At 68.2% G+C, this 18,446-nt stretch carries 15 protein-coding genes and 1 riboswitch; of the genes, 12 read left to right on the forward strand and 3 right to left on the reverse strand.

Annotation, left to right across the window (positions count from 1 at the left end; all coding sequences use genetic code 11):
- Nucleotides 1–16: 16 nt before the first annotated feature.
- A riboswitch (SAM riboswitch) is annotated at nt 17–134 on the reverse strand.
- Nucleotides 135–378: 244 nt separating this feature from the next.
- The 7 genes from SLW52_RS13920 (at nt 379) to SLW52_RS13950 (ending at nt 8,341) form a co-directional block, all read left to right on the forward strand.
- Nucleotides 379–1,113 (forward strand): M23 family metallopeptidase, encoded by a 735-nt coding sequence (locus SLW52_RS13920; RefSeq protein WP_320740652.1) that lies wholly within the window; start codon nt 379–381, stop codon nt 1,111–1,113.
- A gap of 67 nt (nt 1,114–1,180) precedes the next feature.
- On the forward strand, nt 1,181–1,570 hold the full coding sequence (locus tag SLW52_RS13925; RefSeq protein ID WP_017910488.1) for a GntR family transcriptional regulator: 390 nt from the start codon (nt 1,181–1,183) through the stop codon (nt 1,568–1,570).
- The gene (locus SLW52_RS13930; RefSeq protein ID WP_267123107.1) at nt 1,536–2,474 is read left to right on the forward strand and encodes an ABC transporter ATP-binding protein; all 939 of its coding nucleotides are present in this window, start codon (nt 1,536–1,538) and stop codon (nt 2,472–2,474) included. Before SLW52_RS13925 ends, SLW52_RS13930 begins: the two co-directional genes overlap by 35 nt.
- A 44-nt stretch (nt 2,475–2,518) precedes the next feature.
- On the forward strand, nt 2,519–3,859 hold the full coding sequence (locus SLW52_RS13935; RefSeq protein ID WP_295935151.1) for a hypothetical protein: 1,341 nt from the start codon (nt 2,519–2,521) through the stop codon (nt 3,857–3,859).
- A 76-nt stretch (nt 3,860–3,935) separates the two neighbouring features.
- The gene (locus tag SLW52_RS13940) at nt 3,936–5,540 is read left to right on the forward strand and encodes a peptide chain release factor 3 (protein ID WP_320740642.1); all 1,605 of its coding nucleotides are present in this window, start codon (nt 3,936–3,938) and stop codon (nt 5,538–5,540) included.
- Between the two features lie 109 nt (nt 5,541–5,649).
- Nucleotides 5,650–6,321: a hemolysin III family protein gene (locus SLW52_RS13945; RefSeq protein WP_160959903.1), complete on the forward strand. Its 672-nt coding sequence runs from the start codon at nt 5,650–5,652 to the stop codon at nt 6,319–6,321.
- 52 nt (nt 6,322–6,373) lie between these two features.
- On the forward strand, nt 6,374–8,341 hold the full coding sequence (locus SLW52_RS13950; RefSeq protein WP_320740641.1) for an AsmA family protein: 1,968 nt from the start codon (nt 6,374–6,376) through the stop codon (nt 8,339–8,341).
- Between the two features lie 154 nt (nt 8,342–8,495).
- On the opposite strand, the gene SLW52_RS13955 is transcribed toward SLW52_RS13950, so the two are convergent.
- From SLW52_RS13955 to mtgA, 3 genes are all read right to left on the reverse strand, one after another.
- Complete coding sequence (locus SLW52_RS13955; RefSeq protein WP_320740640.1) at nt 8,496–8,924, reverse strand: CBS domain-containing protein; 429 nt, start codon at nt 8,922–8,924, stop codon at nt 8,496–8,498.
- A complete protein-coding gene (locus SLW52_RS13960) occupies nt 8,884–9,906 on the reverse strand; it encodes a glycosyltransferase family 2 protein (protein WP_148827664.1) in 1,023 nt (340 codons plus the stop codon). Before SLW52_RS13960 ends, SLW52_RS13955 begins: the two co-directional genes overlap by 41 nt.
- A 203-nt stretch (nt 9,907–10,109) precedes the next feature.
- Nucleotides 10,110–10,853, reverse strand: a complete 744-nt coding sequence (gene mtgA / locus SLW52_RS13965; protein ID WP_017910480.1) for a monofunctional biosynthetic peptidoglycan transglycosylase — start codon at nt 10,851–10,853, stop codon at nt 10,110–10,112.
- Between the two features lie 81 nt (nt 10,854–10,934).
- On the opposite strand from mtgA, the gene SLW52_RS13970 reads away from it, so the two are divergent.
- The 5 genes from SLW52_RS13970 to SLW52_RS13990 all read left to right on the forward strand — a co-directional run bounded on the left by SLW52_RS13970 (nt 10,935) and on the right by SLW52_RS13990 (nt 18,422).
- Nucleotides 10,935–11,828, forward strand: coding sequence for an Hsp33 family molecular chaperone HslO (locus tag SLW52_RS13970; RefSeq protein ID WP_320740639.1), 894 nt, complete (start codon nt 10,935–10,937; stop codon nt 11,826–11,828).
- Nucleotides 11,829–11,943: 115 nt separating this feature from the next.
- Complete coding sequence (locus SLW52_RS13975) at nt 11,944–12,804, forward strand: hypothetical protein (protein WP_320740638.1); 861 nt, start codon at nt 11,944–11,946, stop codon at nt 12,802–12,804.
- Between the two features lie 228 nt (nt 12,805–13,032).
- Nucleotides 13,033–15,942 carry a TonB-dependent receptor gene (locus SLW52_RS13980; RefSeq protein WP_148827643.1) on the forward strand — a complete coding sequence of 970 codons (2,910 nt, stop codon included), beginning with the start codon at nt 13,033–13,035 and terminating at the stop codon, nt 15,940–15,942.
- A gap of 78 nt (nt 15,943–16,020) precedes the next feature.
- Nucleotides 16,021–17,859: a sulfotransferase gene (locus SLW52_RS13985; RefSeq protein ID WP_320740637.1), complete on the forward strand. Its 1,839-nt coding sequence runs from the start codon at nt 16,021–16,023 to the stop codon at nt 17,857–17,859.
- The gene (locus tag SLW52_RS13990) at nt 17,856–18,422 is read left to right on the forward strand and encodes a 2OG-Fe(II) oxygenase (RefSeq protein WP_148827641.1); all 567 of its coding nucleotides are present in this window, start codon (nt 17,856–17,858) and stop codon (nt 18,420–18,422) included. The genes SLW52_RS13985 and SLW52_RS13990 overlap by 4 nt, the downstream gene beginning before the upstream one ends.
- Nucleotides 18,423–18,446: the final 24 nt, after the last annotated feature.

Below are 18,446 nucleotides of genomic sequence, written 5' to 3' on the forward strand. Positions count from 1 at the left end.
GCAGAGGGCATGGATCGAACCATCTTTCGGCGGACGCGTGGTCCCCGCAGGATTTGGCACCTACACGGGCGCTTGCGCGTCCGCTGGCTGCCCCGGCATCAAAGGGCCTGTCCCTCCGCCGGTCTCGATGGTGAAGCCACGATGCCAGCGATTTTCGGACATGTCAATCTCTTTATTCGGATGAAGCGATATGATTTTTCGATCCCTGGCCTCGGCCATACTCCGCTTCCCCCATCGCAGCCCCTGTCCGTGCGCCGACGCCGCTCCCGCCGCTGGCTTGCCGTGGTCCTGTCGCTGGCACTGGCGACCGGCACGCCTGCGCAACCGCTGCTGCGCTGGAATGCTCCGCGGCCCGAACCACAGCCACCGCCGGCGTGGCTGCAGGTGACCGCCCGCGACAGCGGCCTGCGCGAGGTCGCACTGGGCAATCCGCTTGGCGGCCCGGTGCAGATCTGCCTGCTCGGCGACAGCGCCGGCTTCACCGCCGTCCCCGCGCTGCCGCTGACGGTGGAGCTGGCCGCCGGCGAGCGCCGCGTGGTCGCGCGCCTGTATCCACCCGGTGACCTCGCCGAGGCCGGCGGCGACGGCGCCCGACTGCGCATCGAGGCCGTCCCCGGTTCGCCGCGCGCCCATGCCGACGCGGTGCTGTATGCCCTGCCCTTCGCCGATCGCCCGGTGCGCATCGACCAGGGCTTCGGCGGCGCCTTCAGCCATCGCGACCCGGCCAACGCCTATGCCCTGGATTTCGCCCTGCCCGACGGCACGCCGGTGCTGGCCGCGCGCGCGGGCGTGGTGATGGAGGTGCGCGACGACTTCCGCGAGTCCGGCACCGACCCGCGCCTGGGTCAGGCCGCCAATCTGGTGCGGGTGGTGCACGCCGACGGCAGCATGGCGATCTACGCGCACCTGGCCCCCGGCGGCGTGCAGGTGCGGGTGGGCCAGGCGGTGCAGCGTGGCGACCGCCTCGGCCTGTCCGGCAACACCGGCCTGAGCAGCGGCCCGCACCTGCATTTCGCCGTCCAGCTCAACCGCGGCCTGCGCCTGGAATCGGTGCCGTTCCGGATGGCCGGCCCGCTGGGCGAATTGCGCTTCGCCCACCCCGCTCCACCCTGAGCGCGCCGCCTACCGTTCGTCGGCAAACGCATTGACATCCGCCAAGTGTATTGATGTATTAATACACATGGATGCAACCCACCTCCACGTGCAACCCAGCGCCCCCGAGCCGATCTACCGGCAGATCGCCGAGCAGATCCGCCGCCTGGTCGCCGCCGGGCAACTGCGCCCGGGCGACGGCCTGCCCTCGGTGCGCGAGGTCGCCGCGGTCCACGCGGTGAACCCGATGACGGTCTCGCGCGCCTACAGCCAGCTCGAAGCCGAGGGCGTGCTGGAACGCCTGCGCGGCCGCGGCATGGCGGTGGCCGCGACCGCCGCCGCACCGCAACGGCAGCGCCTGGAGTTGATCGAGCCGCGCCTGCAGGAACTGGTCCGGCATTGCCGCGAACTGGGCCTGCCGGCGCCTCCCGTGATCGAACGTCTTGAACAGTTGTTTGGAGAACCTGGCGATGAGTAGCGTGGCGATGCAGAGCGCAATCCAGACCGATCTGGACATGGACCTGCCGCTGGCGGCGCACGACCTGCACCTGGCGTTCGGTGCCAGCGACGTGCTGCGGGGCGTGGGCCTGCAGATCGGGCGCGGCGAGGTGGTCGGACTGATCGGCCGCAACGGCGCCGGTAAGAGCACCCTGCTGGCCTGCCTGCTGGGCCTGCTGCAACCGCAGCACGGCCAGGCGCGGGTGTTCGGCGGCCCGGCTTTGCGCCTGGACGATGCGCGCAAGGCGCAGTTGGGCTTCGTGCCGCAGCAACCGCAGGCCTTCGGCTGGATGCGTGTGGAGGAACTGTTGGCCTTTGCCGCGCAGCTCTATCCGCACTGGGACGCGCAGCGCGCGGACACGCTGCTGCGCCGCTGGGAACTGGACCGCACCCAGAGCATCGGCAAGCTCTCGCCCGGCCAGGCCCAGCGTCTGGCCCTGGTCCGTGCACTGGCCGCAAGGCCGGCGCTGCTCGTCCTCGACGAACCGGCCTCGGCGCTGGATCCGGTCGCGCGTCGCGACCTGATGCGCGAGATCGTCACCGAAACCTGCGACGCCGGCACCACCGTGCTGTTCTCCAGCCACATCGTCAGCGACCTGGAACGCGTGGCCTCGCGCGTGGCCTTCCTCAACCAGGGCCGGCTGCTGCTGGACCAGCCGCTGGACGAGCTCAAGGACCGGGTCCTGCGCATCGGCATCCCGGCGTCGGCAGCCGCGACGCTGGACGCGCCGTTGCGCGGCGAACTGGCGCGCCGCCACGCCGCCGACGGCGGTGTCGTGGTGGTGCTGCATGCCACCGAGCTGCCGTCCGCGCTATTGACCGTCCCCGGCATCCGCATCGATCGGCTGGGCCTGGAAGACCTGTTCATCGAGGTGGTCGGATGAATCGTCTTCCTGCAGATCTGCGCTTGGTCTGCCGCGCATCGGGCGTGACCGGATGGCTGTATCCGCCAGCCCTCGCCGCCGCCTTCGCCTGCACCTGGCTGCCTCAAAAAGCCGCCAACCTGCTGCCACCGATCCTCACGGCGATCATGGCGATGTTCGTCTGGATGCTGCTCGGCGCTCGTTTGCTGAGTCTGCTCGAACAAGGGCGCCAACTCCGTCTGCCGTCCATGGCAGCGCGCTTCGTCACTCTGTTCGGTGCCGCACTGGCCTTGACGGTGCTGCTGCCGACGCTGCTGTTCGCCGTGCGCGGTGTCGATCCCGTTCTCTCGCTCTCCATCCTGCTGCTCAGCGCAAGCTTCGGCATGTTGGTCGCCACCCTGCCGGCCTGGTGCGCCCCGTTGATCGGCATCTTGCCGGGGACGCTGGGCGGCTTTTTGCCCGAGGGCAGCTTCGTGCCGCTGACCCTGCATCCACGCGCCAGCATGCTGCTCGCTGCGCTCGCCTGCGCGCTGATCAGCCTGTGGTCGTACCGGCATTTGCGCGGTCGCCCTGCCGATGCGCTGTCGGCATGGTCGCGCCCGATGTGGATCGGCCTGCAGCAACGCCAGCCCGGCGACGGCACCACCAAGCAGGCCGTCGAATCGCAGAGCGGGCGTCTGGGGTGGATCCAGGGCATCGCGCGTCCCGCCTTTCCCACCGAGCTGCGCCATCAACCGGAACGCGCCATGCGCTATGCCCTCGGCCCCGGCTTCGCCCCCGGCAACGCCGTCGGCACGGCGTTGGCCACGGTGGCCATGCCGGCCCTGGTCCTGCTGCTGTGGACACCGCTGCTGCTGCATTCGCGCTCGCCAGCGATGCCCTTGATCCTGGCCAACGTCATGGCCAACATGTCCAGCGTGAAGTTCCTGCAGCGGCTATGGCTGTGGCGCAAACACGGCAACCAGGGACTGATGGAAAGCGCGCTGTTGCCGGGCCTGGGCGCGCCCGGACAGGCCGGCAAGCTGTTCAACCAGGTGATCCTGAAACGCGCACTCGCCGCAGCGCTGCCCTGGCTGGGCCTGTCCTGCCTGCTCGGGGTGGTGAAGCACGCACCATCGGCCTACTACCCGCTCGTTGTGTCGATCACCCTAACCGCAACCCTGACAGCCAGCACGCTGCTCCTGGTGTGCATGCGCTGGCCTCGCGGCGGCTTGGCGCTGAGCATGGCGCAATTCCTCCTGACGGTCCTGGCCGCCATCAGCATCGGCCAGGTCGGCCTGCCCGGCGCGGTGGCACCGCACTGGCTGGCGCCGGCCTGGAGCCTGCTGCTGCTCGGCATGGTCATCGTCTACAACCTGGTGGCGCGCCAGTCCAGCAGGCGCCCGCATCCCTGGCTGCTGAACTGAACGGGCCTTGCGGGAAGCCCGCTATAATCGGCGGCTTCCTCCGTTGCCGATGACGCCCCTTGCGGGCGTGCCGCCCATGTCCGAAGTCGCCACCGAAGCTGCGCGCCGCCGCACCTTCGCCATCATTTCCCACCCCGACGCCGGCAAGACCACGCTGACCGAAAAGCTGCTGCTGTTCGGCGGGGCGATCCAGATGGCCGGCTCGGTGAAGGGCCGCAAGGCCGCGCGCCACGCCACCTCGGACTGGATGGCGCTGGAAAAGGAGCGCGGCATCTCGGTGACCTCGTCGGTGATGCAGTTCCCGTACGAAGGCAAGATCATCAACCTGCTCGACACCCCCGGCCACGCCGACTTCGGCGAGGACACCTACCGCGTGCTCACCGCGGTGGACTCGGCGCTGATGGTGATCGACGTGGCCAAGGGCGTGGAAGAGCGCACCATCAAGCTGATGGAGGTGTGCCGGCTGCGCGACACGCCGATCATGACCTTCATCAACAAGCTCGACCGCGAGGGCAAGGATCCGATCGACCTGCTCGACGAGGTGGAGACGGTGCTGGGCATCGAATGCGCGCCGGTGACCTGGCCGATCGGCATGGGCCAGCGCCTGAAGGGCGTGGTGCACCTGGTGACCGGCGAAGTGCACCTGTACGAGCCCGGCCGCAACTTCACCCGCCAGGATTCGACCATCTTCCCGTCGCTGGACGCGCCCGGCCTGGCCGAGAAGATCGGCGAACAGATGCTGGCCGAATTGCGCGAGGAACTGGAACTGGTGCAGGGCGCCAGCCACGCCTTCGACCTGGACGCCTACCGCGCCGGCAAGCAGACCCCGGTGTTCTTCGGCTCCGGCGTCAACAACTTCGGCGTGCAGCCGCTGCTGGACTTCTTCGCCGAGCACGCGCCGCCGCCGCAGCCGCGCGCCACCACCGGCCGCCAGGTGCAGGCCGGCGAGGACAAACTCACCGGCTTCGTGTTCAAGATCCAGGCCAACATGGATCCGCAGCACCGCGACCGCGTCGCCTTCATGCGCATCTGCTCCGGCCGCTTCGCCGCCGGCATGAAGACCCTGCACGTGCGCACCGGCAAGGAGGTCAAGCTGGCCAATGCGCTGACCTTCATGGCCAGCGACCGCGAGATCGCCGCCGAGGCCTACCCAGGCGACGTCATCGGCATCCACAACCACGGCACCATCTCCATCGGCGACACCTTCACCGAGGGCGAATCGCTGTCGTTCACCGGCATCCCCAACTTCGCCCCGGAACTGTTCCGCCGTGCGCGCCTGCGCGACCCGCTCAAGCTTAAGCAATTGCAGAAGGGCCTGGCGCAGCTGTCCGAGGAAGGCGCCACCCAGTTCTTCCGCCCGCTGATGAGCAACGACCTGATCCTGGGCGCGGTCGGCACGCTGCAGTTCGACGTGGTCGCCTACCGGCTGAAGGACGAGTACGGGGTGGACGCCAGCTTCGAACCGGTGGGCGTGGTCACCGCGCGCTGGGTGCACTGCGACAGCCCCAAGAAGCTGGAAGAGTTCCGCGAGAAGAACGCGATGAACCTGGGCATCGACGCCGCCGGCGAACTGGTCTACCTGGCGCCGACCCGGGTCAACCTGCAACTGGCGCAGGAACGCGCGCCGGACGTGCGCTTCGCCGCCACCCGCGAACACGCCCACAGCGTGGCGGTGGAATGACCTTCATGTGACCGCGGGCGTGCGCCGGCTGAGCGCACGCCCAACCGGCGTCGCAGTGCTGCGCCGCAGCGGATGCGAACCGCTCGCAATTGCGCTACCGTGCGGTCCCATGGATGCAGACCGGTCGCCCGCCTACTCGAACGCCGACGCGCCGCCTTCCACGGACTGGCGCGACGAACTGGCCAGCGCCCTGACCCACGGCCTCGGCGCCATCGCCGCGCTGGCCGGCGGCTCGGTGCTGATCACCCTCGCCGCCATCTACGGCGACGGCTGGCAGCTCGCCACCGCGATCGTGTTCAGCGTCACCTTGCTGCTGCTCTACGTGGCCTCGACGCTGTACCACGCCATCCCGCATCCCGGCGCCAAGGCGCGCCTGCAGATCTTCGACCACTGCGCGATCTACCTGCTGATCGCCGGCACCTACACCCCGTTCACCTTGATCGGCCTGCGCGGCCCGTGGGGCTGGGGCCTGTTCGCGGCGATCTGGACCATCGCCGTGGCCGGGGTGATCTTCAAGCTGTTCTTCACCGGCCGCTTCCGCCTATTGTCGACCATCCTGTACATCGCCATGGGCTGGCTGATCGTGGTGGCGATCGAACCGCTGCTGCGCTCCATCGACGCCTGGACCCTGGGCTGGCTGCTGGCCGGCGGCCTGTTCTACACCCTGGGCACCTACTTCTACCAGCGCGACACCGTCCGCTACTTCCACGCCATCTGGCATCTGTTCGTGCTCGCCGGCAGCGTCTGCCACTTCGTGGCGGTGACCGGCCAGGTGCTCTGAGGCGGCCGATCGCTTTCGCACCCCGTGCACGGCGGCTGCCTAGGATGGCCGCATGGCTCGCGACCCCGTTTCCGCATCCGGCGCACGCCGCCGCTCCTGGCCCTGGCGGCGCAACGACGGCCGCCTGCGGCGCTGGCCGTTCGTACTCGGCGCGCTGGTGCTGCTCCTGCTCGTCATCATCCTGATCTTCGACTGGAACTGGTTCAAGGCGCCAGTGGAACGCGCGGTGCAGGCGCGCACCGGCCGCGCCTTCCATATCGACGGCAACCTGGACGTGGACCTGGGCCGCATCGTCACCGTGCGCGGCGATCGCCTGCGCTTCGCCAACGCCGACTGGTCGAAGCAGCCGCAGATGGCCAGCGCCGACCGCGCCGAACTGGACATCGCGCTGTGGCCGCTGCTGCGCGGACGCGTGCGCATCCCCGAGATCCGCCTGACCAAGCCCGATCTGCTGCTGGAAACCGGACCGAACGGACAGCCCGGCAACTGGGTGTTCGGCCAGTCCGACGGCGGCCGTCCGGTCGTGCTCGGCGCCCTGCTGGTACAGCAGGGAAACCTGCGCTTCCAGGACCCGGCCGGGCGCACCGAGATCGACATCGCCGTCGACAGCCAGGTCGGGCAGCGCCGCCGTGGCGATGCCGCCCCGCCGATCGCGGTCAGCGGCGACGGCCGCTGGCGCGGCAATCCCTTCACCCTGAAAGGCAGTACCGCCTCGCCGCTGGAACTGAGCGAGAGCGACCATCCGTTCCGCGTCGACCTGCGCGGCAGCGCCGGCAGCACCCGCGCGCACATGCGCGGCACCCTGACCAATCCGTTCCAGTTGCGCGTGTTCGACCTGCAACTGCAACTGGCCGGCACCGACATGGCCCACCTGTATCCGCTGCTGGGCATCGCCATCCCCTCCACCCCGCCCTACCAGTTGGACGGACGCCTGCAGCGCGACGGCGATCGCTGGCGCTACCAGGACTTCCGCGGCCGCGCCGGCGACAGCGACCTGGCCGGCACCGTGCAGATCGATACCGCTGGGCAACGCCCGTTCCTGCGCGCCGACCTGCGTTCGCAGCGGCTGGATTTCGACGACCTGGCCGGCTTCGTCGGCGCACCGCCGCGCACCGGCGCCGGCGAGACCGCCAATGCCGAGCAGAAGGCGCAGGCAGCCAAGCTCGCCGCCACCGACAAGGTGCTGCCGTCCACCCCATACGACCTCGGCAAGCTGCGCGCGATGGATGCCGACGTGCGCTGGAAGGCGCAGCGCATCAATGCACCGTCGCTGCCGCTGGACGACATGGACGCGCACCTGAAGCTCGACGACGGCGTGCTGCTCCTGCAACCGCTGAACTTCGGCGTGGCCGGCGGCGATCTGCGCTCGGACATCCGCATGGATGCGCGCAAGCCCACCCTGTTCACTCGCGCGCAGGTGTCGATCCGCGGCGTGCAACTGGGCAAGCTGTTCCCCGACGGCAAACTGGCCAAGGAAGCGGCGGGCGCGATCGGCGGCGAGATCGCGTTGGCGGGCAGCGGCAACTCGATCGCGCAGATGCTGGGCAGCGCCGACGGCAGCGTCGCCGTCGGCATGGGCAAGGGCCGCATCAGCAACCTGGTGATGGAGCTGGCCGGGCTGGATATCGCCGAATCGCTGAAGTACCTGGTGACCAAGGACCGCGAGATCCCGGTGCGCTGCGCGTTCGGCGACTTCGGCGTGCAGCACGGAGTGATGACCTCGCGCGGCCTGGCCTTCGACAGCACCGACACCCTGCTGGTCGGCAGCGGCACCATCGACCTGGGCCAGGAACGCCTGGACCTGCTGCTGAAGGCGCAACCCAAGGACCACAGCATCCTCGCCCTGCGCTCGCCGCTGCGCGTCGGCGGCACCTTCAAGGACCCGAGCTTCCGCCCCGACTTCAAGGCCCTGGGCCTGCGCGGCGCGATCGCTGTCGCCCTGGGCAGCATCGCCCCGCCAGCGGCGCTGCTGGCCACCATCGAGACCGGGCCGGGCAAGGATATTCAGTGCGGGCGGTGAAGCCGGGAGTGGGGAATCGGGAATGGGGAATCGTCAGATCAAGAGCGCATTGCGTGGTCTGACATCGCCAGGCGAATCACGCCCAAACGCATAACGCGGGATCCGCGCTCCTGCCTTTCCCAGTCCCCATTCTCTTTTCCCGACTCCCAGCCCCTCAGCTCCTGATGTACTCCTGCAACTGATCCAGTTCCTGGCGCTGCTCTTCGATCACCGCCTTGACCAGGTCGCCGATCGAGATCACGCCGATCACGGTGCCGGCGTCCACCACCGGCAGGTGGCGGATGCGTTGCCCGGTCATCAGTTCCATGCACTGCTGCACGCTCTGCGACGGGTCCACGGTGTGCACCCTGCTGCTCATGATGTCGCGCACCGGCGTGGTCGCCGAGGAGCGGTCCTGCAGGACCACCTTGCGTGCGTAGTCGCGCTCGGACAGGATCCCGGACAGCTCTCCGTCCTGCAGAACCAGCACCGCGCCGATGCCCTTGGCGGCCATCAGCCGCAGCGCCTCGATCACCGCCGTGTCCGGCGCGACCGCGTGGATCTCATTGCCCTTTTCGCTCAAGACCTGCCGTACCGTCCGCATCGCTGCCTCCCGGTTCGCTGGATCGCACGGCCGAGCATACTCCTTCGCCCGGCGCACGCCAGGTCTCCACCAGGTACAGCGGTCGCTGTTTGGATTCCTCGTACAGCCGGCCCAGGTATTCGCCGATCAGGCCCAGCGCGATCAGTTGCACGCCGCCCAGGAACAAGATGACCGCCATCATCGTCGGCCAGCCCGCCACCGGGTCACCCCACAGCGCCGCTTTGACTACCACCCAGATCGCGAACAGGAAGGCGCCCACCGCTGTCGCCAGGCCCAGGTAGGTGGCCACCCGCAACGGCGCGGTGGAGAAGCCGGTGATGCCGTCCAGGGCGAAGTTCCACAACCGCCACAGGCTGAACTTGCTGCGCCCAGCCAGCCGCGGCGCACGCCGGTACGGCACCGCCAGGCGGCGGAAACCGATCCAGCCGAACAATCCCTTCATGAAGCGGTGGCGCTCGCGCAATTGCCGCAGCGCGGCCAGCGCGCGTGGCGACAGCAGGCGGAAATCGCCGGTATCGGCGGGGATCGGCGTCTTCGACAGGCGCCCGATCACCCGGTAGAACAGCGCCGCGGTGCCGCGCTTGAGCCAGCCCTCGCCTTCGCGCACCAGGCGCGTCCCGTAGATATCGTCGTAGCCGGCGCGCCAATGCGCGACGAACTGCCCGATCAGTTCCGGCGGATCCTGCCCATCGGCGTCCAGCAGCATCGCCGCGCCGCGATCGACGCAGTCCAGACCGGCGGTCAGCGCCAGTTCCTTGCCGAAATTGCGCGACAGGCGCAGCGCGCCGACCCGCGGATCGGACGCGGCCAGCGTCTGGATCGTCTCCCAGGTCGCATCGCGGCTGCCGTCGTCGACGTACAGCACCCGCCCCTCCAATCCCGGCACGGCGTCGAGCGCAGCGACGATGCGCGGGTGCAACAGCGGCAGGGTCTGCGCCTCGTTGAACGCAGTGACGACGACGGTAAGACGTTCGGATTCCATCGGCGGATGGTACGGAGCCGCCTGCGGGTTCACCAGCGGCGCGCGGCGCCTGACGAACTCCTCCCTTCTCCCACTGGGACCATGGCCCCCTTCTTGGGGGAAGGTGCCCCGAAGGGGCGGATGAGGGTACGCACGCCGCCGACCCCACCACGCTCACGTGCCGGCCGCACCTCACCCCTCTCCCGGGGGGAGAGGGGCTCAAGCTACGGCGCCTGCAGGTAGGCCGGGCCGCCCAGTTGCCGGGTCTGGCGCTGGATCCAGTTGGCGCGTCCCTGCACGTACGGGCCGGGACGCGCGGCGTTGTAGCGCTGCGGCGCCGGCAGCACCGCCGCCAGCAGCGCGCTCTGCGCCGGCGTCAGCTGCGCCGCGTCCTTGTTCCAGAAGCTGCGCGCCGCCGCCTGTGCGCCATACACGCCGTCGCCGAACTCGGCGACGTTGGCGTACACCTCGAGAATGCGCTGCTTCGACCACAGCGCCTCGATCAGCACCGTGTACCAGGCCTCCAGGCCCTTGCGCAACCAACTGCGGCCTTGCCACAGGAACACGTTCTTGGCGACCTGCTGGCTGATGGTGCTGGCGCCGCGCAGACGGCCGCCGCGCGCGTTGTGGTCGCGCGCCTTCTCGATCGCATCCAGATCGAAGCCGTGATGGCTTGGGAAGCGCTGGTCTTCCGCGGCGACCAGGGAGATCGGCAGGCTCGGCGCGATCTGCGCGGTGTCGCGCCAGTCGTACGCGATGCGGTACGACCAGTCGCCACTGGCCCAGGCACCAAGCTGGCGCTCCAGCATCATCGCCGAGAACGGCGGGTCGACGAAGCGCAGCAGCAACACCTGCGACACGCTCGCCAGCACGAACAGCAACGGCGCCAGCAGCAGCCAGCGCCGCCAGCGCCTGGCCCGTGGACGCGCCGGCAGAGCGCCACTTGCATCGCGGCGCCCCGCCCCCATTCCTATGCTTTCTTCGATCTGGTCCACCGTGACGATCCACTCTCGTGCGGTCGCCATCTTCCCATGCGCAGCGAGGCCGCAATGCATTCTTCCGACGATCGTCTGACCCGCTTCCTGCTCCCCGGCGCCGGCGTGCGCGGCGTGCACGTGCGCCTGCACGACACCTGGCGCGAGATCCTGGCGCCGGCCAGCTATCCCGCCGCGGCCACCGAACTGCTGGGCGAGGCCTGCGTCGCCGCGGCCCTGTTCACCGGCCATACCAAGGTCGACGGGCGCCTGTCGGTGCAGTTGCGCAGCCAGGGCGCGCTGCGCACCCTGTTCGCCGAGTGCACCGCCGCCGGCACGCTGCGCGGCATCGTCCAGTTGGGCGAGGGCCAGGACGCGCCGCGCGACCTGCGCGTGCTCGGCGACGATGCCCTGCTGGCGATCACCATCGAGAACCCCGGCCTGGACCCGCGCGAACCGCAGCGTTACCAGAGTCTGGTGGCGATGTCCTCGGCCGAGTTGGACGAAGCCTTCGAGGACTACTTCCGCCAGTCCGAGCAGTTGCCGACGCGGCTGATCCTGGCCGCCGACGGTACGCACGCCGCCGGCCTGCTGCTGCAGAAGCTGCCGGGCGACGCCGGCGACGAGGACGGCTGGAACCGCGCCGGCGCGCTGTTCGAGACCGTCGGCGAGGCCGAACTGCTGGCCACGCCGGCCGAAACCCTGCTGCACCGGCTGTTCCACGAGGAGACCCCGGAACTGCTGGGCGACCGCCCGCTGCGCTTCGGTTGCTCGTGCTCGCGCGAGCGGGTTGCGGCGATGCTGCGCTCGCTCGGCGAGGAAGAAGCGCGGGCGGCGGCCGAGGCGACCGGCCAAGTTGAGATCCGCTGCGAGTTCTGCGGCCGCCACTATGACTTCCCCTTGACGGAATTCGGAGTATTGTTTGCCGTAACGCAGGCTGAACCGACGCCCTCGGAACGCTTGCACTAGCTGAAACGCGCGTCGCGACCGGGGAGTCCGACTTGTTAAAGAAACATAAACCCTCTAGCATCGACCACCCTGTCCGGCGGGAACTTTCGTGCCCGCCCCAAGTCTCAGATTGCTGATGCGACCCTTCCTGCGCCTACCGCTCGCCCTGCTGATCGCCCTCGCGGCGAGCACGGGTGCGCACGCGCAGAGCAAGCCCGCCACCGGTCACGACCGCACCGTGTTGCCGGTCTGGAACAAGGGCAGCGGCAAGGTCGAGGCGCTGCTGTACCTGGAGCCCACCGGCGAACAGGCGGTCGGCGCGCGCTGGCATTTCGGCCGCAACTCCCTGGATGCCGCGTTCGGCCTGTCCTCCGGCGACTCGCTGGGCCTGCTGTGCAACAGCGCCAGCGGCGGCAGCATCAGCGGCTTGGCCAGCCATTGCATCCTGGCCAGCCTGGGCGACGACGACGGCACCACCGGCCACCATGTCGCCGCCACCACCACCTTCAACCGCCCAGGCGGGCGCCTGTCGCTGTCGGCGGGCACCGGCCGCGAGAACCTCCCCGCCTGGCTGGCCGGCGCCAACAAGACGCCGTCGATGCGGATGGAGCAGAACGACCTGACCGTCTTCGCGCAGCAGAACATCGGCCGCGAGGGCTTCGTCTCGATCGGCGGCACTTACGCCAAGGCACGCCTGGTACCGATCGCCGACGCCACCCCGGCCATGCTCGACCGCTGGGACAGCAAGAGCCTGAGCATCGGCGGCGGCTACGGCTCGTTCAGCGCCAACGTGATCGGCCGTGTCGTCGACGCCCCCGGCCAACCCGGCAAGTGGACCGGCCTGGGCGTGGGCCTGACCTGGCGGACCCCATGGAGCGGCCAGCTGACCGTGGGCGCCGAGAACGTCATCACCCGCGGCAAGAACCCGTTCTCGCCGAACAACATCAGCACCGAAGAGGGGACCATCCCCTACGTGCGCTACGAGCAGGATCTGTAGCGACCACTTTTGCAACCTGTTGTCAGGCAAAGAAAAAGCCTCCGCATGGAGGCTTTTTTATTGCCTGATCGAGCGTGATATACATCACGCAAATTGCGCCCTCATTAACGACTCTTTAATTTCTCTGAAGACAAAGTTAACATCGGCTCACCCCGCGGTTTTTGGCATCGCATTTCGGCGCCTCCGCAGGAGAACTCAGCTGACATACACCTTTCGGAGAGAGAGCCAATGAATTGCAAGACCCATCGCTTGCGCGACGCGATCGCGTTCGCACTCGCTGCCGGCACCACCGCGCTGCTGAGCACCGGCGCGGCCGCGGCCCAGGACAGCTCCTCCAACGATGCGTCCAAGACCCTGGACACCATCCAGGTCACCGGCTCGCGCGTTGCCCGCGTTGAAACCGAAACCGCCAGCCCGGTGGTCGTGATCGACCGCGCCGCGATCGAGCAGACCGGCAAGCTGACCCTCGGCGATCTGGTGCAGGAACTGCCGGCGATGTCCGGCGCGCCGGCCAGCCCGGCGGTCAACAACGGCGGCGGCGACGGCAAGTCCTCGGTCGACCTGCGCGGCCTCGGCGACGAGCGCACCCTGCTGCTGGTCAACGGCCGTCGCGTCGTCAACAACGACGTCAACTCGATCCCGGCCAGCGCCGTGGAGCGCATCGAAGTGCTGACCAGCGGCGCCTCGGCGGTGTACGGCTCCGACGCCGTGGCCGGCGTGGTCAACTTCATCCTGCGCAAGGACTTCGAAGGCCTGGCGGTCAGCGTCGACTACGGTCAGGCGACGCACCTGAGCGACGGCGCGCGCAGCGGCGGCTCGCTGACCTTCGGTCAGGTCGGCGATCGCGGCAACATCATGGTCGGCCTGAACTACAACAAGTTCGATGGCATCTCCTCGGCCAACCGCAAGTACTCCAAGGACGCGACCTACCTGTACAGCGGCGCGGTCACCGTGCTCGGCTCCAGCCGCAATCCGCGCGGCCGCATCACCGTGCCGACCGCCCTGCGTCCCCAGTACGGCGGCTGCTCGACCGTCACCCTGAAGCCCGGCGCGACCGGCGCCTCGCAGGGGGATTACCGCTGCTACTCCGGCGCGACCGACTCGTTCAACTACCAGGCCACCAACCTGATCATGACGCCGCAGGAGCGCACCAACGCGTTCTTCCTGGCGAACTATCAGATCACCGACAGCATCAACGCCTTCGCCCAGGTCTACCACAACAAGACCAGCTCCAACTTCGCGATCGCGCCGCTGCCGTTCGACGCCCGTGGCGACAAGGTGGTGATCTCCGCCAACAACTTCTACAACCCGTTCGGCACCAACTTCGGTGCGGACAATGGCGGCAACCAGTACAACCAGTTGCTGACCCGCTTCACCTCGCTGGGCCAGCGCCGCTCCTACTACAGCACCGTGACCGATCAGGTCGTGGCCGGCCTGGAAGGCTTCGTCGGCGACAGCACCTGGAAGTGGGACGCGGCCATGAACTACGGCCACTACACCCGCGAGAACACCAGCTACGGCTACGTGTACTACGCCGGCCTGCGCGACGCGCTGGGCCCGTCCTTCCGCGACACCGATGGCGTGGTCAAGTGCGGCAGCGCAGGGGCGGTGATCGCCGGCTGCACCCCGTTGAACATCTTCAACATCAACGACCCGCAGACGGTTGCGACGCTCGGCAAGTACGAGGCGCGTCCGACCTACTCCAACACCTACCAGATGCGCAGCTTCGAAGCCAACGCCAACGGCGAGTTGTTCACGCTGCCAGCCGGCGCGTCGCAGCTGGCGGTGGGTGTGTCCTGGCGCGAGGAGTACCAGAAGAACGCGGTCGACTACATCGCCGTCGCAAACGCCAACGGCAACTGCTTCATCTCGCAGGAAGCCTGCGGCACCCCGCTGAGCGGCAAGTACAACGTCAAGGAGCTGTACGCCGAACTGTACGTCCCGCTGCTGTCCGAGGTCCCGTTCGCGCACCTGCTGGCGCTGACCCTGGGTTCGCGCTATTCGGACTACAACACCTTCGGCAACACCACCAACAGCAAGGTGCAGCTGGAGTGGCGTCCGATCCAGAACCTGCTGCTGCGCGGCACGGTCGCCGAGGTGTTCCGCGCCCCGACGATCGAGAACCTGTACGCCGGCGCCAGCGGCGATGCGCCGAACTTCGCCGACCCCTGCATCGGCTACGGCCGCACCGGCACCGCACGCAACCACGAAGCGGCGTGCGGCGCGGGCGCGGGTGCGACCGCCATTCCGGGCGCCACCGGCATCACCCCGAGCGGCATGTCGCAGACCACCGGCGTGTGGTCGGGCTCGGTCGCCGCCGGCTTCGACCTGAAGCCGGAACAGGGCAAGTCGTTCGACTGGGGCGTGGTGTACGACCCGGAATGGCTGCCGGGCTTCTCGGCCAGCCTGGACTACTGGCGTCTGTACCTGAACGACACGATCAACCGTGCCGATGCGCAGACCGTGGCCAACATCTGCTACAGCGACGAGAGCAGCCCGTTCTGCGGCTTCATCAACCGTTACTCCGACGGCCAGGTGAACTTCATCCGCGAGCCGATCGTCAATCTGGGCCGCCTGGATACCAAGGGCTGGGACCTGGCGCTGCGCTATCGCCTGCCGGACACCGCCTGGGGTAGCTACACCTTCGGTCTGGACGGCACCTACATTGCGCGCTACGACAACAAGACCAACCCGGACGATCCGGCGGGTGTGGTGAACCATATCGCCGGCACGTACAACAAGAGCTACGGTCTGTACTCGCGCGTCCGCGGCCGCCTGTTCGTGAACTGGCAGAAGGGTGACTTCGGCGCCAGCTGGCGTATCCGCTACGTCGGTCCGTTTGACGTCGGCAGTGCCGATCTCAGCCAGAAGGTCAGCGCGGATGCTGCTTGCGACCCGGTTAACGCGCCTCAGTACTGCGGTATCGTCAAGAGCTACGGCTCCTACTTCCTGCACAGCGTCAGCGTGAACTACGCGCTGCCGTGGTTCAATTCGAAGGTGGAAGTGGGCCTGGACAACGTGTTCGACAAGCAGCCGCCCATGCTGTATCAGAACAACGTGCTGAACGCCAACACGGACGTGAACAGCTTCGACACCGTTGGCCGCTACCTGTGGGCTCGCTACAGCATGAGCTTCTGAGTTCGCTCAGTCCGCGCTTGACGTAACGACGAGGGCCGCGCGAAGCATTCGCGCGGCCCTCTTTTTTGGCAGACCGGAATGAACGCACCACAGCTGCAACACGCGATCCATCTCATCGAACAAGGCAACGCGGAAACGGCCGCCGAGCTGTGCCGGCAGGCACTGATCGCCACGCCACACGATCCCGGCTGGCACACGCTGCTGGCGATGGCGCTGCAACAAGGCGGCGACGTGGCCGGAGCGGCCGCGCACTACCGCACCCTGACCCACCTGCAGCCGCAGGAGTCGGCGCACTGGGCCAATCTGGGCATGACGCTGCGCACCCTGGGCGAGCATGCCGACGCCGAACAGGCCTACCACCAGGCCCTCGCCCTGGCGCCGCAGACCTATCACTATCTCGTCGACCATGGCCTGCTGTTGCTGGACATGGGCGACATCGCGCGCGCGCGACACCGACTGCTCGACGCGGTCGACCTGGATCCGGCGCAACCGGAAGCGCGCATCCATGCCGCCATCGCCTGCTTCGAGTGCGGCGATGCGCAACGCGCCGCCGCCCTGCTCCCACCACCCGCCGTGTGGCCGCACCTGCCCGACGACCTGCGCGAGGACCTGGCCGGTGCATTGATCCAGGTCGGCAGAACCGACGAAGCCGAGACATTGCTGTCGCAGACCCAGCACGGCCAGGCGCCGTCGCTCTCCAACCTGATCCGCCTGGCGCAACTGCACGAACGCACCAACCGCATCGCCCAGGCGGAGGCGCTGTGGCAGCAGGCGCGCGCCATCGCCGTGCAGGACGACAGGCAGACCCGCATCGACCTGCTGCAATTGCAGTCGGCGCTGGCACTGCGCCGCAAGGACTACACCGCTGCACGCGGCGCCAACACCGAACTATTGGCCCTGCGGCCGCAGGTGCAGATCGAGGCCAACGCCTATTTTGCGCTGGCCGGCATCGACGACAAGCAAGGCGAGCCTGCCGCGGCGATGGCCATGCTGGAGAAGGCGCACGCCCTGCAGTTCAAGCTCGCCGCAGAGACCATGCCGGACATCGCCCACTCCGGCGAAGAGCCGCTGCAGATCTCCAGCCTGTGGCTGAAGACTCCGTTCGCGGTGGACCCGCACGCCACGGCGCCGGACAGCGACGCGTCGCCGGTGTTCATCGTCGGCTTTCCCCGCTCGGGCACGACCATGCTGGAGCAGATGCTCGATGCGCATCCGCGCTATGCGTCGATGGACGAGCGCGCGATCCTGCAGCGCTGCATCGAATGGATGGAAGCGCAGGGCAAGCGCTACCCGTATGACCTGGACGCGCTGGACCAGACCCAGGTCGCGGCGATGCGCCAGGTGTACTGGGCAGAAGTCGCAAAGGTCACGACCCTGGCCGCCGGCCAGCAACTGGTCGACAAGAACCCGCTGAACATGCTGCGCCTGCCGGTGATCATGCGCATGTTCCCCGCCGCGAAGATCATCCTGGCCCTGCGCCATCCCTGCGATGTGCTGCTGAGCTGCTACATGCAGAACTTTCGCTCGCCGGCGTTCATGGTGTTGTGTTCCAGCCTGGAGCGCCTGGCCAAGAGCTATGTCAACGCGATGCGCTTCTGGATCCACCATCAGGCGCTGCTGCAACCGCAGTTGCTGATCCTCAAGTACGAGGAAACGGTGCGCGATTTCCCCACGCAAGTGCAACGCATCGGCGACTTCCTGGGCATCGACCAGGCCGGATTCCTGGCCGATTTCGCGCAGCATGCCGCACGCAAGGGCTACATCAGCACCCCCAGCTACGCGCAAGTGGTGGAGCCGGTGAACCAGCGCGCCGTGGGTCGCTGGCATCCCTACGCACCCTGGCTGGCCGACGCGCTGCCGATCCTGCAGCCGGTGGCCGCGCACTGGGGCTACGACCTGGATGCGCCGACCCCATGAAAGCGCTGAGCGACTACATCCGCACCTACGACGACGCCCTGCCCGCCGCGTTCTGCCAACAGTTGATCGACGGGTTCGAATCTTCCCGCGCGCATCACCTGCGCAACGGCAGCAATACGCATGCGGCGCTGGGCGAGAGCAACTGGACCGAACTGGACGTCGGCAAGCTGGCCGACCCGGCCTTCCTGGGCTTCTTCCTGGACCGGATCGAACACTACCTGGCCCGCTACAACCAGGCACTGGGCCTGACTCTGCCCATTCCGTACCGGCCGACCATCGACCGACTGATCCTGAAGAAATACCAGGTGGGCGGCACCGATCGCTTCCAGCCGCATTTCGACTCGGTCGACGCGGTCTCGGAACGCTACATGGTGTTCCTGTGGTATCTCAACGACGTCAGCGAAGGGGGGACCACCCGTTTCTGCGACCTCGACGTGGAAACCGCACCCCGCGCCGGCAGGTTGCTGATGTTTCCTCCTTACTGGATGTACCAACACGTCGGCGAGCCGCCGGTGTCCAACGACAAGTACATCCTGTCGACCTACCTCATGTTCAAGCGCTGAGCGTCGCCGCGAACTCCAACGCGC

Origin of the sequence: Xanthomonas sp. LF02-5 (assembly GCF_034105325.1) — a bacterium.
Taxonomy (GTDB): domain Bacteria; phylum Pseudomonadota; class Gammaproteobacteria; order Xanthomonadales; family Xanthomonadaceae; genus Xanthomonas_A; species Xanthomonas_A sontii.

What these genes read in the sequence shown, in the direction of transcription:
- SLW52_RS13925 (WP_017910488.1), top strand. Translation starts at nt 1,181, where the DNA reads ATGGATGCAACCCACCTCCACGTGCAACCCAGCGCCCCCGAGCCGATC.
- SLW52_RS13940 (WP_320740642.1), top strand. Translation starts at nt 3,936, where the DNA reads ATGTCCGAAGTCGCCACCGAAGCTGCGCGCCGCCGCACCTTCGCCATC.
- SLW52_RS13945 (WP_160959903.1), top strand. Translation starts at nt 5,650, where the DNA reads ATGGATGCAGACCGGTCGCCCGCCTACTCGAACGCCGACGCGCCGCCT.
- SLW52_RS13950 (WP_320740641.1), top strand. Translation starts at nt 6,374, where the DNA reads ATGGCTCGCGACCCCGTTTCCGCATCCGGCGCACGCCGCCGCTCCTGG.
- SLW52_RS13955 (WP_320740640.1), bottom strand. Translation starts at nt 8,924, where the DNA reads ATGCGGACGGTACGGCAGGTCTTGAGCGAAAAGGGCAATGAGATCCAC.
- SLW52_RS13960 (WP_148827664.1), bottom strand. Translation starts at nt 9,906, where the DNA reads ATGGAATCCGAACGTCTTACCGTCGTCGTCACTGCGTTCAACGAGGCG.
- mtgA (WP_017910480.1), bottom strand. Translation starts at nt 10,853, where the DNA reads ATGGGGGCGGGGCGCCGCGATGCAAGTGGCGCTCTGCCGGCGCGTCCA.
- SLW52_RS13970 (WP_320740639.1), top strand. Translation starts at nt 10,935, where the DNA reads ATGCATTCTTCCGACGATCGTCTGACCCGCTTCCTGCTCCCCGGCGCC.
- SLW52_RS13975 (WP_320740638.1), top strand. Translation starts at nt 11,944, where the DNA reads ATGCGACCCTTCCTGCGCCTACCGCTCGCCCTGCTGATCGCCCTCGCG.
- SLW52_RS13980 (WP_148827643.1), top strand. Translation starts at nt 13,033, where the DNA reads ATGAATTGCAAGACCCATCGCTTGCGCGACGCGATCGCGTTCGCACTC.
- SLW52_RS13985 (WP_320740637.1), top strand. Translation starts at nt 16,021, where the DNA reads ATGAACGCACCACAGCTGCAACACGCGATCCATCTCATCGAACAAGGC.
- SLW52_RS13990 (WP_148827641.1), top strand. Translation starts at nt 17,856, where the DNA reads ATGAAAGCGCTGAGCGACTACATCCGCACCTACGACGACGCCCTGCCC.